Consider the following 14,117-nt stretch of genomic DNA (forward strand, 5'->3'; position numbering starts at 1 on the left):
CAGCATTTATCGGAACAATCAGCTTTTATGTAACGCTATGCCCTTTTTAATCAATAAAAAATCACCATCGACTATTGCTAGTCAACGGTGATTTATGTTTATAGTAAGCCCTTACCTTTAGTAGCTTTTTTCATATCTTCATTTAATTTTTCAAAGAATTCTTCATTTGATTTTGTTGTACGTAATTTTTTCATGAAGCGCTCTGCAAAATCAGGTGCGTCCGAGAATGTTTTACGAATTGCCCATAGCTTTTCAAGTTGCTCAGGCTCAAGCAGAAGCTCTTCCTTACGTGTACCCGAACGGCGGATATCAAGCGCAGGGAAAATACGACGCTCAGCTAATTGGCGATCAAGATGAAGCTCTAAATTACCTGTTCCTTTAAATTCTTCATAAATGACCTCATCCATACGAGACCCTGTATCCACTAAAGCCGTCGCTAAAATTGTTAAGCTACCGCCTTCTTCAATATTACGTGCAGAACCAAAGAATCGTTTTGGTCTATGGAAGGCAGCAGGATCAATACCGCCTGAAAGCGTACGACCGCTCGGAGGAATAACTAAGTTATACGCTCGTGCTAAACGTGTAATAGAGTCCATTAAAATAATAACATCACGCTTATGCTCAACTAAGCGGCGTGCACGTTCTAATACAATTTCTGCAACTTTCACATGATTTTCTGGAACCTCATCGAAAGTCGAGCTCACTACATCTGCATTCACAGAACGTTCGATATCAGTTACTTCCTCAGGGCGTTCGTCAATAAGTAAGACAATTAACTCTGCATCCGGATAATTGGTTGTAATAGCATTCGCGATTTCTTTTAATAATGAAGTTTTCCCTGCCTTTGGTGGTGCAACGATCAATCCACGCTGTCCAAAGCCTACAGGTGCCACTAAATCCATAATACGAGTCGATAAATTACGTTGTGTTGTTTCAAGCTTAATTTGACGATCAGGATATAAAGGCGTTAATGCAGGAAAATGCACACGTTCCTTTGCTACTTCTGGGTCTTCGCCGTTAACAGCATCCACCTGTAGTAGTCCATAATAGCGTTCGTTTTCTTTAGGTGGACGTACTTTACCAGATACCTTGTCCCCATTTCGTAAGTCAAAGCGACGAATCTGAGACGCCGAAATATAAATATCTTCTTTACTTGGAGAATAGTTAATTGGTCGAAGGAAGCCAAAGCCCTCTTGCGAAACAATTTCTAGTACACCTTCCATAAAGAAATAGCCCTCTTGCTCCGAACGTGTTTTCAAAATAGCAAATATTAATTCTTTTTTCGTTAACTTGCTATAATATGAAATTTTGTATTGGCGTGCAAGGGCGTAAAGCTCTTTTAACGTCATGTTTTCTAATTGAGCGATTGTCAATGCAGACATATGCACAACTCCAGTCTTTTTCAAAATATAATTGCCGTTTTTGGGGTTAACAAAGAAGTTTTTTTTACGATAGGCTCTGTAGTCTATTCGTACCTGTCAGCTTGAATCAGAGCGATAGGTACTTGAATTCACTATGCAAAACAATGAAGCATAATTTGGCCTTATAAAACTATGGGATGGTTGAAAATTTAGAAGAAGGTACCTAGCGCAAAAAGATGCACTAGGTATATTTTAGAAGAAATTTTTATTAATAGCTAGGTTTTTTATCAAGAGCGTGACGACCTTCTACAAAACGTACAGTTCCAGATTTAGCTCGCATAACAACTGAATGTGTTAATGCATAGGCTCCTTTATACTGCACACCTTTTAAAAGCTCACAATCTGTTACAGCAGTCGCTGCAAAAATAGCATCGTCACCTTTAACTAGGTCATCTAAATAAAGAACTTTATCTACATCTACACCCATTTTTTTGCAACGTTCTAACTGTTCTTCATCTTCAGGCACTAGCTTCGCTTGGAAGTCTCCACCTAGACATTTTAATGCAACAGCTGAAATTACACCCTCTGGTGCACCACCTGTACCAAACATAATATCAATGCCAGTTTCATCAAAAGCAGTATTGATAGCTGCTCCAACGTCGCCGTCTTGAATAAATTTAATACGTGCCCCAGCTTCTCGGATTTCATCAACAATTGCTTGGTGACGTGGTCGATCTAAAAGTGTAGCTACTACGTCTGAAATATCTTTATTTTTAGCTTTTGCTACCTGTAATAAATTATACGTAACAGAAGCGTTAATATCTACCTTACCTGCTGCTTCGGGACCTACTGCAATTTTCTCCATGTACATATCAGGTGCGTTTAACAGATTACCTTTATCTGCAATAGCAAGAACTGTCATTGCACCATTTGTACCCTTCGCTACAATATTTGTACCTTCTAATGGGTCAACTGCGATATCTACTTGAGGACCTCCATTACGTAGGCCAAGCTCTTCACCAATATAAAGCATTGGTGCTTCATCCATCTCGCCTTCACCAATCACTACTGTAGCATGCATTGGAATTGTATCGAACATTACGCGCATCGCTGTCGTCGCTGCATCATCTGCCTCAATTTTCAAACCGCGACCCATCCATTTCCCGGATGCGATTGCTGCTGCCTCTGTTACTCGTACTACTTCCATCGATAAACTACGTTCCATTGTTTTATTTGCCTCCCGTTATCGGCATATTTCTTCGCCGAAACATTCAAATTACCTCTATTGTAACATAGTTAGTTCAAAACTTTTAGCTCTCATTATTCCTTTGTCTCTGCTACGCGGGCCATTATTGTTTCACGTCGAATATCAGCGCCTAAATCACGTAATTTCTCAATAAGTGAGCTATAACCACGCTCAATATGATAGATATCATGAATTTCCGTTTCGCCTTCAGCTAACAGACCTGCTAATACTAATGCGGCACCAGCACGAAGATCTGTAGCTGTTACAGTTGAACCATGTAATTTACTAGGCCCAGTAATAATAGCTGTATTTCCTTCAACGCGTGCATTGGAATTCATACGACGAAGTTCATCAATATGCTTAAATCGAGCTGTATAGATTGTATCTGTTATCTTTGAGGAACCAAATGCTTGAGACATTAAAACAGAAAGTGGTTGCTGAATATCAGTTGGGAATCCAGGATACACTAATGTTTTCACATCAACGGCTTGCAATGTGGAGAGATCCGTTTTTGGCACAAAAATACTTTCTTCACCGATTTCAATTTTTACACCCATTTCACGAAGCTTTGCAGTAATCGCCTCTAAATGCAATGGAATAACATTATCAATAGTAATGCCTTCACCTAAAGCGGCAGCCATAATCATAAATGTAGCAGCTTCAATACGATCTGGAATAATCGTATGCTCCGTACCATGAAGTTCCTCTACGCCTTCAATACGAATAACACTTGTACCTGCACCTTTAATATTAGCTCCCATGTTAGTGAGAAGAGTAGCTACATCAATAATTTCCGGCTCTTTTGCTGCATTTTCAATAACCGTACGTCCCTTCGCAAGGACTGCAGCTAACATAATATTAATTGTTGCGCCAACACTGGCAACGTCTAAATATATTTTTGCGCCAATTAATTCATCAGCACGTAAATAAATTGCTCCATGCTCATTAGTGATTTTCGCACCTAATGCCTCAAAGCCTTTTATATGTTGGTCAATAGGACGTGGCCCTAAGAAGCAGCCTCCTGGTAAACCAATCACAGCTTTTTTAAAGCGGCCAAGCATTGCTCCCATTAAATAATAGGAGGCACGAAGCTTTTTCACGTTGCCGTTTGGTAATGGCAACGCAATCATATCTGTCGGATCAATGGTCATTATGCCATCCTCAAATGACACTTCTCCACCGATTTCCTCTAATAATGCCTTTAACGTCCATGCATCAGAAATTTCTGGTATCCCTCCAATTGTCACTGGAGAGTTCGCCAAAATTGATGCTGGAATTAAGGCGACTGCACTATTTTTTGCACCACTAACTTTTATTGTACCCTTTAGACGATTTTCGCCTGTAATTTTATAAACATCCATTTTGCGTTCTCCCTCATGATTGGAAAGTAATTTTTTCTGCAATTGGCTCACTATATAATCTTATTATTTGCCTTTTCTCTTATTCCAATCCGTTAAAAATCCTTCAATTCCTTTTTCCGTTAATGGATGATGGAAAAGTTGCTTTAACACTTTAAAAGGAGTAGTTGCAATATGTGCACCAGCAAGTGCTGCCGCTGTTACATGCTGCGGATGACGAATAGATGCAGCGATAATTTGCGTATCGATATTATGAATTGTGAAAATATCTGCAATCGTTTCAATTAGTTCTACACCGTTTTGACCCATATCATCTAGACGACCGATAAATGGTGATACATATGTAGCACCCGCACGAGCAGCCATTAATGCTTGGTTGGCACTGAAGATTAATGTTACGTTCGTTTTAATACCTTTGTCTGCAAAGAAGCGACATGCCTCTAAGCCAGCTGGAGTCATTGGCAGTTTAACTGTAATATTCGGAGCAATTTCAGCCAATTCTAAGCCTTCTTTAATCATACCTTCCGCATCTAGAGCAATTACTTCCCCACTCACTGAGCCATCTACAAGCTCTGTGATTTCACGAAGTCGATCATGGAAAGAAACGTTCTCTTCTTTAGCAACTAACGATGGGTTTGTCGTAACACCTGATAAAATACCCCATGCGTGTGCTTCTTTAATCTCTTCAAAGTTTGCTGTATCAATGAAAAATTTCATTATATTCCCTCCTGATCACTGTTTGGCTCATTACCATACCGTTGGGTTAATTTCCATTCCGAATAAACGCCTTACTAGGGCCGTTCAGTTAGATGTGGAAATCAACTATTATACATTACATACGTTTTAACGCAAATGCCATCCCCAACTTTTGGTATAAGCCCTATATTTGAATTTTTGCCAAAAATTTATTATTTCAAAAACAAGAGAAGGTCGATAAAAGCATCAACACTTCTCTTATTATGTGTATTCATCTGTGCTTTTGTAGCATTTCAGATACAAAAATTATGCTTTTTGCGCACTACCAAATTCACGGATTTTCCCGATAACTGTTGCTTTAATCGCTTCACGTGCTGGAGCAAGGAATTTACGAGGGTCATAAACAACTTTATCATTATCAAGAACTTCACGAATTACTTTAGTAGCAGCAATTTGATTTTCAGTATTGACGTTAATTTTTGCTGTACCTAATGAAATTGAGCGTTGGATATCTTTTGTTGGAATTCCTGTACCACCATGTAATACTAATGGTAGATCTGCTAATTTAGAGATTTCTTCCATTTCTTTAAAGCCTAAATTTGGTTCACCTTTGTAAGGACCATGTACAGAGCCAAGTGCTGGTGCTAAGCAATCGATATCTGTTAGCTCAACCATTTTACGGCATTCTTCTGGATCAGCGTACATAATACCACCGATTACGCCATCCTCGTCACCACCTACTGTGCCAAGCTCAGCTTCAACAGAAACACCTTTTGAATGAGCGTACTCAACTACTTTTGAAGTAGTCGCAACATTTTCCTCGAATGGATGATGAGACGCATCAATCATAACGGAAGTAAAGCCTGCATCAATTGCTTCTTTACATTTTTCAAAGCTTGAACCATGGTCAAGATGAATAGCTACAGGTACTGTAGTGCCATAAGATTCCATTAAACCTTTTACCATGTGTACAACGGAGATAAATCCGCCCATATATTTTCCTGCACCTTCAGAAACGCCTAGAATAACTGGAGATTTTTCCTCTTCAGCTGCTTGTAAAATTGCTTGAGTCCACTCAAGGTTGTTGATGTTGAACTGACCAACCGCATAACCTTCTGCTTTTGCTTTAATTAACATCTCTTTCATAGATACTAATGCCATACTAAAAATCCTCCTCTTAGGACTATTCTTTTACATAGATATGCTATTTAATCATAGCAAAAACAAAGTAACCTGAAAAGCATTTCAAGTTACTTTGTTTTCTGCACGAAAGCGGAGTGCAACGCAGCGGCAGTGCCAACTGTAGTGCAGTGCAACCCAACGAAGGTTCTAGTTGCAGGGACAAAACTCGTCAAAACCTTAAAAAGCGCGAGAAATCAATTTAGAAACGTTGATTTCTTGTGCTTTTTTGATGTTAAATTTTGCGTAAAAAATATGCTATGTCATAAGCGGCGCAAATTATCAGTGCGGTCAGATAGTGTTGTATGAAAGTAGATGTCGATATTTTTCGAAAGTTGGGTGATAAATCGATAAAGTTGGTCGATAAACAATCAAAAGTTCTCGATAAATCTCAAAACTGCAGCTCATCGGACGCACCAAGGAAGCTTTGCACTGTGCGAAAGTGTAGCGACAACAACAAAGCGCCGAGTAGGAGCGGAAATAAAACCTCACGTTATGATGAGCCTTATATTTCGGAAGTAAATTGAATATGAAACGATAGTACATTACTTCAAATCGAATAATAACCATAAAAAACAGGCGGTGTTGACCACTGCCTGTTCATCTAAACTTTTAATGTTTTATTAACTTCATCTCGCACTTCAAAAATATCAAAAGGCTTAGTAAAATATCGAATTGCTCCTAAATCTAATGCCTCCTGTACAACGTCCAATTCACCATATGCAGTCATCATAAATACTGGGAGTTGTGGCCACTTCTCTTTTAAGCGCTTTAAAATTTCTATGCCATCCATCCCTGGAATTTTCATGTCTAATAGGACACAATCCATTTCCTCCTCAGCATATTTCAGTGCTTCCGTACCATTTGCAGCTAAATATGTAACATAACCTTCCTTTTTCAACACTTCATTTAAAAGCAAACGAATTCCTGGTTGATCATCAACAATTAGTAATCGTTTCACATTTCATTCCGCCCTTTTTGAGTTATTATTCTTACAGAAAAACTTCCTATATTATGTATTATTCTCCTTTAACCTCTTAATACCTTCTAGTATTATAAATTATCTGGTTTTGCTTTATGCTCTTTTCATACCTATAATATTGATTGAGGTGGGATCATGTCAAAAATTCTAACAACACAATTAAGTGGATTATTACAAAGAATAACACAAAATGAAGAGGAAGCTATTGAAGAAACAGCGCGATTACTTGCGCAAGCGGGTATTGGAGAAGGCAATGTCTATTTTGCATGTTTTGGCGAAATGCAAGTTGTCGAATTAAATGCGTGCCAAGCTGTGGAACGTTTTACCAAGTTAGTCCCTTGGACAAAAGATACAGTGATCACGGAAGCTGATCGTGTATGCATTTTTACACGTAGTGCACACGATGAGGATGCATTAGCATTAGCACAGCAATTAAGTAATCAGTATATTCCATTTGCAGCAGTTGCTAGCGAAGTTGTTAATTCCGAAAACCCACTAGCAGATTTAGCGTATACGTATATTTCAACACGCATGCGCGGTGGTTTATTACCGAACGATTTAGGCAAACGCATAGTCGTGCCACATGCTATTGCTGCCCTTTTTGTTTATGAAGCAGTAAAAATTGCGTATGATGAAATGCTTGGCCTTGATGACGAAGAGTTGTAATAATTCCATCATTTTCGCCTTTGCATAATTGATGCTGCCGCAGTCTCGCGGATTATGAAGATAAAAAGAGTTGTCTCAGCACTTGAGACAACTCTTTTTTCATTATTTGAATGTTGCTCCGATAAAATCACGGAACAATGGCTGTGGACGGTTTGGACGTGATACCAATTCAGGGTGGAATTGACATGCTACGAAGAAATTATTTTCTGGTAACTCGATAATTTCCACTAATTTACCGTCAGGGCTTGTACCTGAGAAGACAAGACCTTCAGCTTCCATCGCTTCACGATATTCATTGTTAAATTCATAACGATGGCGGTGACGTTCATAAACAAGTTCTTGACCATAGGCTTGGATTGCCTTTGAGTCTGCTTTTAACTTACATGGATATAAACCTAAACGTAATGTACCACCGATGTCTACACTGTCATTTTGATCTGGTAGGAAATCAATAATAGGATATTCCGTATTTGGATCAAGCTCTGTAGAATGCGCGCCTTGTAAACCAAGTACGTTACGAGCAAATTCTATTGTTGCAAGTTGCATACCTAGGCAAATACCTAAGAATGGTACATTATTTTCACGAGCATATTGTGTCGCTAAAATTTTACCTTCAACTCCACGATCACCGAAGCCACCTGGAACTAAAATTGCGTCAGCACCTTTTAATAATGAAACAACATTGTCAGCATCCACATGTTCTGCATTGATCCAGTCAATCTCAATATCAGAATTAAATGCATAGCCTGCATGCTTTAATGCCTCTACAACAGAAATGTAAGCATCTTGTAGTTCTACATATTTACCTACTAATGCTATTTTTCGTTTATTTGGTAAGCTCTTCACTTTTGCTACAAGCTCGCGCCATTCTTCCATATCCGCCTCTGGTGCTTCAATGCCAAAATGGTCAAGCACGATATCATCGATATCTTGTGCATGAAGGTTTAGTGGTACTTCATATAAATGTTCTGCATCGCGAGATTCAATAATTTCGTGTGGCTGAACATCACAGAATAACGCTAATTTTTCTTTCATATCCTGTGGCACTTCTTGCTCTGTGCGTACAACGATAATATTTGGTTGAATACCTAAAGAACGTAATTCTTTTACAGAGTGCTGAGTTGGTTTTGTTTTCAGCTCACCCGCAGCTTTAATATAAGGAATAAGCGTACAGTGAACATACATCACATTGTTATGACCTAAATTCGTTTTCATTTGGCGAATTGCTTCAAGGAATGGCAATGACTCAATATCCCCAACTGTTCCGCCTACTTCTGTAATAACTACGTCTGCATTTGTTTCGCGACCAGCTCGTTGAATACGATCTTTGATTTCATTTGTAATGTGAGGAATTACTTGTACTGTTCCACCGTTGTAATCACCGCGGCGTTCTTTTTGTAATACAGACTGATAAACACGCCCTGATGTTACTGTAGAATGTTTTCCTAGGTTAATATCAATGAAACGTTCGTAGTGACCTAAGTCTAAGTCAGCTTCTGCGCCATCATCTGTTACGAAAACCTCACCATGTTGATAAGGACTCATTGTACCTGGGTCAATATTGATATATGGGTCAAATTTTTGAATCGTTACTTCTAATCCACGATTTTTTAATAAACGACCTAGAGATGCTGCTACAATCCCTTTTCCAAGTGAAGACACAACCCCACCTGTTACAAAAATATACTTCGTCATGAAAAAATTCCTCCTTATGTTGTTCTAGAAATTCTAGTAAGAAAAGTGCATTCACGTCCTAAGCTAAGTAATCTTGAGCATTGGTGCAAATGTCTCTACGGCCTAAGAAATTGATATTTCTTATCCTTAAAATAAGAAAAGCCGAGAATGCCTACTAAATTGTAGTCGATTCGAAGCTGTAATCGTTTCTATCTCTTTTCTACTTTCCTTTTAAAAAATCCATCCTAACATATACTCAGTCACCGATTATTATACATCATGAATAATTTAGAGTATTTATATTCATTCCGTAGCTATAAACATGGGAGAACTTGACTGAATATAGTTAAAAAAATAAAAAAACGCTCCTCCTGCATAGGTTTGCAGGGGGAGCGTATTACATACACGGTCTTTCTCCTTTAATTAAGGAGCCCAAGTAAAAGATTAAACGGAACCGCGATAGAAGTCAAGATTTTTTACTACAAGGATAAAAGAAAGAAAATTTCAAAGAGTAATTACCATCCATTATGCCTCGGCATAATTGCGTCCGGAATCGGCTTATTTCAGCGATGTTTGCTGAAATAAGTTAGACTTCGTCCTCTTCTTCAAATTCCTCTTCATCTTCATCAGTAAAGTCCTCGTCGATTTCTTCATCGATGTCCTCTATATCTTCTTCATCAAAATCGATATCTTCTTTTTCATCTTCTTCTTCATCTAGATCATCTTCATCTTCAACGAATTCTTCATAATCTTCATCGAAGTCAATATCTTCTTCCTCTAGATCTTCATCTAAATCATCTTCATCTTCAACGGCAGCTTTAGATTTTTTCTTATGAGTTTTAACAGAAGGAGCTGTTTCTTCTTCAATCTGTTCAACTTTATACCATTCACGTAAGCCCCAGCCAGTTTCCTGATTAAATAAGAAGCGGCCATCTACATTGATATCTGTGTAAAATTGTAGCAGGCGAGTTTTCATTTCTTCATCACTATAGCCTACAAGCTCTTGAATAATTGTTAATAAGTCATTAAAAGACATTGAGGCACGTTTTTCATTTAAAATTGCGTACGCTAAGTTAATTAACGATTCTTCCGTTAATTGTTCTTTTGTCATTTCACGAAAATTCATTCGTGCACTTCCTTTCCCTCATCACAATGGACGTTTTAAAATTTATATAGCTTTATTGTCGGAGCGCAGCAAAAAAGGCCGCACAAAAGTAACTTTCCATATCATAAGCATAATACCCATTATATACAAAGTTTTATCCTCTTTGCTAGCTTCAATTACTGTTTTTTATATCACGCATTTTTTTTATCCCTAAGTAAAACAAATAGACAGATAATATTAATAATGGAACAGCGCCAAATTGCTTATCATACAGGAAAATAACTCCTACCACCAAAGCTAAAATAATGATGTAGTTAATAGCTGATTTCATCATTCTACTGCGCCTCCCCTTTTTTTACATTTCTTATTATAACGGAAATAAAAAGAAGTGCCTAATCCTAAGACTAGACACTTAAAACTTCACAAACTTTTTGCACAAAATAGAATAAATGTTAAACAATAAGAAAATTTACATGTTTATGAATTACATATTACGACGATATTGTCCGCCAACTTCATATAAAGCATTTGTGATCTGCCCTAAGCTAGCGACTTTTACGGTTTCCATAAGCTCAGCGAAAATATTACCGTTGTTTACAGCTACTTGTTGTAAACGAGCAAGGGCCGCTTCGTTCTCACCTTCATGTTGCTTCCAGAAGGCATGTAAATTATGAATTTGCGTCTCTTTTTCTTCCTTCGATGCACGCGCAATTTCCATATTGTTAATTTCATCTTCTGAAGGTGGATTCGGATTTAAGTATGTGTTCACACCAATGATTGGTAACTCACCTGAATGCTTCAGCATCTCGTAGTGCATGGATTCCTCTTGAATTTTACCACGTTGATATTGTGTTTCCATTGCACCTAGTACGCCACCACGATCATTGATACGATCAAACTCTTCTAGTACCGCTTCTTCTACAAGGTCTGTTAACTCTTCTACGATAAACGCTCCTTGTAATGGATTTTCGTTTTTCGCTAAGCCATGTTCCTTCGTAATAATCATTTGAATAGCCATTGCACGACGTACAGATTCTTCCGTAGGCGTTGTAATTGCCTCATCATATGCATTTGTATGCAATGAATTACAGTTATCCTGTAATGCCATTAACGCCTGTAACGTTGTGCGGATATCATTAAAATCAATCTCCTGTGCATGCAAACTGCGTCCAGATGTTTGGATATGATATTTTAATTTTTGTGCTCGTTCATTGGCACCGTACTTATCACGCATGACAACTGCCCAAATACGACGGGCTACACGTCCAATAACTGTGTACTCTGGATCAAGTCCGTTAGAGAAGAAGAATGATAGATTTGGCGCAAAGTCGTCAATATTCATTCCTCGGCTTAAATAATATTCCACATACGTGAAGCCATTTGCTAATGTGAAAGCCAATTGTGAAATTGGGTTCGCACCAGCTTCGGCAATATGGTAACCAGAAATAGATACGGAGTAATAATTACGAACTTTATGATCGATAAAGTATTGTTGAATATCTCCCATCATTCTTAACGCAAATTCTGTTGAGAAAATACATGTATTTTGCCCTTGGTCTTCTTTTAAAATATCTGCTTGCACGGTTCCACGTACAACCTGTAATGTTTTCTCTCGTGTCTCCGTAAATTCTTCAACTGTTAAAGGTCGACCAAGTTCTTCCTCACGTAGTTTCACTTGCTGATCAATAGCCGTATTCATGAACATCGCCAAAATAACCGGTGCTGGACCGTTAATTGTCATTGATACTGAAGTTGATGGTGCACATAAATCAAAGCCTGCATAAAGCTTTTTCATATCCTCTAGCGTACAAATAGATACACCCGACTCTCCAACCTTCCCATAAATATCTGGTCGGTAATCTGGATCCTCACCATAAAGCGTTACCGAATCAAACGCTGTTGATAAACGTTTTGCATCATCATCCTTCGATAAATAATGGAATCGTTTATTCGTACGCTCAGGCGTTCCTTCACCAGCAAATTGTCGCTTCGGATCTTCCCCTTCTCGTTTAAATTGGAATACCCCGGCTGTATACGGGAATTCACCAGGTACATTTTCCCTATAAACCCAGCGTAAAATTTCACCATAATCTACGAATTTCGGCAAAGCAACTTTAGGAATTTTTGTACCAGAAAGGCTCATTGTCTTTAAAATTGTTCGAATTTCTTTATCACGAACTTTCGTGATAAATTCGTCTCCTGCATACGCTTCTTTTAAAGCATGCCAATTATCTAATATACGTTTAGACTCAGCTGTCATTTCATCTCTAACACCTTCCGCTAAAGAAGTGAGAGATGCGATAAGTGCATCATTGGGCGCTTTTTCCTTAACCGCTGCAATAGCTCCCTCTAATTGGAATAGACGACGAGCAAATTCCACCTGTTGCTCTGATTTTTTATGATAGCCACGCACAGTATCTGTCAGTTCTCGTAAATAATAACGACGATCGTTTGGAATAATAACATCTTGCTTTTGAGTTTTCGCAAATTGCTCATAGCCTGTTTCCCAATTACTTCCTGTCTTCGTATTAATGATGTTTACTAATGCAGCAAATAAAGCATTCGTTCCTTTATCATTAAATTGACTGGCAATCGTACCGTACACAGGCATATTATCAAGTGATTCATCCCAAAGTTCTCGTGAACGTTGATATTGCTTCTGCACCTGACGTAGCGCATCCTCAGAGCCTTTACGTTCAAATTTATTGATAGCGATTACATCCGCAAAATCAATCATGTCAATTTTTTCAAGTTGTGTTGGAGCACCAAACTCACTTGTCATCACGTACATGGATAGATCAGTGTATTTTGTAATTTCTGCATCACCTTGACCAATACCACTTGTTTCTACAATGATTAAATCATAGTCCGCTACACGCACTACGTCTAGCACGTCCCCAATAGAAGCAGTAAGCTCTGTACGAGACCCACGGGTTGCTAAACTACGCATGTATACTCGATTATTGAAAATCGCATTCATACGAATTCGGTCACCAAGTAACGCGCCACCTGTTTTTTGCTTTGTCGGATCGACAGAAAGAATAGCTACGCGTTTATCCGGAAACTCCTTTAGGAAACGACGAATTAATTCATCCGTTAAGGAAGATTTACCTGCACCACCAGTTCCTGTAATACCTAATATAGGTGTCCCTTTTGAGCGTTTGCGAGCTTCTTCTAGCATCTTTTTCGTTTCTTCATCATCATTCGACTCAGCAGCAGTTATTAAATTTGCTAAAACTTCTGGTGTTTCTGTCGTTATGGCATCCAGCTTTTCTTGATAGCTACCTGTAGCAGTCGGGAAATCAGTCCCTTTAATTTTCTCATTAATCATCCCTTGTAATCCTAAGACACGACCATCCTCCGGCGAGAAAATCCCTGCAATCCCGTAAGCATGTAGCTCTTTAATTTCACGTGGTAAAATAACGCCACCGCCGCCACCATAAATTTTAATATGTGGCGCTCCTTTTTCACGCAGCAAATCATACATATATTTAAAGTATTCCATATGCCCGCCTTGATAAGAAGATACTGCAATGCCTTGTGCATCCTCTTGAATCGCAGCATTTACGACTTCTTCCACGGAGCGGTTATGTCCTAAATGGATTACCTCTACACCGCTTGATTGTAAAATACGTCGCATAATGTTAACCGAAGCATCATGTCCATCAAAAAGACTAGATGCTGTTACAAAACGTACGTGATTTTTTGGACGATATACTTCTACCTTTGTCATATGAAATCCCTACTTTCTCCCCTTAATCAATTACACCTTTGTGTTAAATGAAACAGCTTTATTCATAAAAAAAGTCGGTAATTGCAATGTCGCTCTATGCAATTACCGACAACCCCT

11 protein-coding genes are annotated in these 14,117 nt (G+C 38.5%); 1 reads left to right on the forward strand and 10 read right to left on the reverse strand.

Annotation, left to right across the window (positions count from 1 at the left end; genetic code table 11):
- Window positions 1-98 precede the first annotated feature (98 nt).
- From rho to ACYQ73_RS12575, 6 genes are all read right to left on the reverse strand, one after another.
- The gene (rho, locus tag ACYQ73_RS12550; protein ID WP_053484460.1) at window positions 99-1,382 is read right to left on the reverse strand and encodes a transcription termination factor Rho; all 1,284 of its coding nucleotides are present in this window, start codon (window positions 1,380-1,382) and stop codon (window positions 99-101) included.
- Between the two features lie 247 nt (window positions 1,383-1,629).
- Window positions 1,630-2,586, reverse strand: a complete 957-nt coding sequence (gene glpX, locus ACYQ73_RS12555) for a class II fructose-bisphosphatase (RefSeq protein WP_100546229.1) — start codon at window positions 2,584-2,586, stop codon at window positions 1,630-1,632.
- 95 nt (window positions 2,587-2,681) lie between these two features.
- The gene (locus tag ACYQ73_RS12560) at window positions 2,682-3,968 is read right to left on the reverse strand and encodes a UDP-N-acetylglucosamine 1-carboxyvinyltransferase (RefSeq protein ID WP_460012799.1); all 1,287 of its coding nucleotides are present in this window, start codon (window positions 3,966-3,968) and stop codon (window positions 2,682-2,684) included.
- Between the two features lie 63 nt (window positions 3,969-4,031).
- Window positions 4,032-4,682, reverse strand: a complete 651-nt coding sequence (gene fsa, locus ACYQ73_RS12565) for a fructose-6-phosphate aldolase (protein WP_370083030.1) — start codon at window positions 4,680-4,682, stop codon at window positions 4,032-4,034.
- Window positions 4,683-4,967: 285 nt separating this feature from the next.
- Window positions 4,968-5,822, reverse strand: a complete 855-nt coding sequence (locus ACYQ73_RS12570; protein ID WP_387083909.1) for a class II fructose-bisphosphate aldolase — start codon at window positions 5,820-5,822, stop codon at window positions 4,968-4,970.
- A 622-nt stretch (window positions 5,823-6,444) separates the two neighbouring features.
- Window positions 6,445-6,801 (reverse strand): response regulator, encoded by a 357-nt coding sequence (locus tag ACYQ73_RS12575; RefSeq protein ID WP_427425994.1) that lies wholly within the window; start codon window positions 6,799-6,801, stop codon window positions 6,445-6,447.
- A gap of 156 nt (window positions 6,802-6,957) precedes the next feature.
- Between ACYQ73_RS12575 and ACYQ73_RS12580 the strand changes: the two genes are divergently transcribed.
- The gene (locus ACYQ73_RS12580; protein WP_460012800.1) at window positions 6,958-7,488 is read left to right on the forward strand and encodes a DUF2529 family protein; all 531 of its coding nucleotides are present in this window, start codon (window positions 6,958-6,960) and stop codon (window positions 7,486-7,488) included.
- Between the two features lie 102 nt (window positions 7,489-7,590).
- On the opposite strand, the gene ACYQ73_RS12585 is transcribed toward ACYQ73_RS12580, so the two are convergent.
- From ACYQ73_RS12585 to icmF, 4 genes are all read right to left on the reverse strand, one after another.
- Window positions 7,591-9,183: a CTP synthase gene (locus ACYQ73_RS12585; RefSeq protein ID WP_460012801.1), complete on the reverse strand. Its 1,593-nt coding sequence runs from the start codon at window positions 9,181-9,183 to the stop codon at window positions 7,591-7,593.
- 565 nt (window positions 9,184-9,748) lie between these two features.
- Window positions 9,749-10,288 (reverse strand): DNA-directed RNA polymerase subunit delta, encoded by a 540-nt coding sequence (gene rpoE / locus ACYQ73_RS12590; protein ID WP_460012802.1) that lies wholly within the window; start codon window positions 10,286-10,288, stop codon window positions 9,749-9,751.
- 151 nt (window positions 10,289-10,439) lie between these two features.
- Window positions 10,440-10,601 carry a hypothetical protein gene (locus tag ACYQ73_RS12595; protein ID WP_460012803.1) on the reverse strand — a complete coding sequence of 54 codons (162 nt, stop codon included), beginning with the start codon at window positions 10,599-10,601 and terminating at the stop codon, window positions 10,440-10,442.
- A 150-nt stretch (window positions 10,602-10,751) separates the two neighbouring features.
- Entirely contained in the window at window positions 10,752-14,000 is a 3,249-nt protein-coding gene (gene icmF / locus ACYQ73_RS12600) for a fused isobutyryl-CoA mutase/GTPase IcmF (protein WP_460012804.1), read from the reverse strand.
- Window positions 14,001-14,117 lie beyond the last annotated feature (117 nt).

Source organism: Lysinibacillus sp. CTST325, from assembly GCF_054665055.1.

Coding starts and splice junctions, on each gene's coding strand:
- rho (WP_053484460.1), bottom strand. CDS start 1,382: ATGTCTGCATTGACAATCGCTCAATTAGAAAACATGACGTTAAAAGAG.
- glpX (WP_100546229.1), bottom strand. CDS start 2,586: ATGGAACGTAGTTTATCGATGGAAGTAGTACGAGTAACAGAGGCAGCA.
- ACYQ73_RS12560 (WP_460012799.1), bottom strand. CDS start 3,968: ATGGATGTTTATAAAATTACAGGCGAAAATCGTCTAAAGGGTACAATA.
- fsa (WP_370083030.1), bottom strand. CDS start 4,682: ATGAAATTTTTCATTGATACAGCAAACTTTGAAGAGATTAAAGAAGCA.
- ACYQ73_RS12570 (WP_387083909.1), bottom strand. CDS start 5,822: ATGGCATTAGTATCTATGAAAGAGATGTTAATTAAAGCAAAAGCAGAA.
- ACYQ73_RS12580 (WP_460012800.1), top strand. CDS start 6,958: ATGTCAAAAATTCTAACAACACAATTAAGTGGATTATTACAAAGAATA.
- ACYQ73_RS12585 (WP_460012801.1), bottom strand. CDS start 9,183: ATGACGAAGTATATTTTTGTAACAGGTGGGGTTGTGTCTTCACTTGGA.
- rpoE (WP_460012802.1), bottom strand. CDS start 10,288: ATGAATTTTCGTGAAATGACAAAAGAACAATTAACGGAAGAATCGTTA.
- ACYQ73_RS12595 (WP_460012803.1), bottom strand. CDS start 10,601: ATGATGAAATCAGCTATTAACTACATCATTATTTTAGCTTTGGTGGTA.
- icmF (WP_460012804.1), bottom strand. CDS start 14,000: ATGACAAAGGTAGAAGTATATCGTCCAAAAAATCACGTACGTTTTGTA.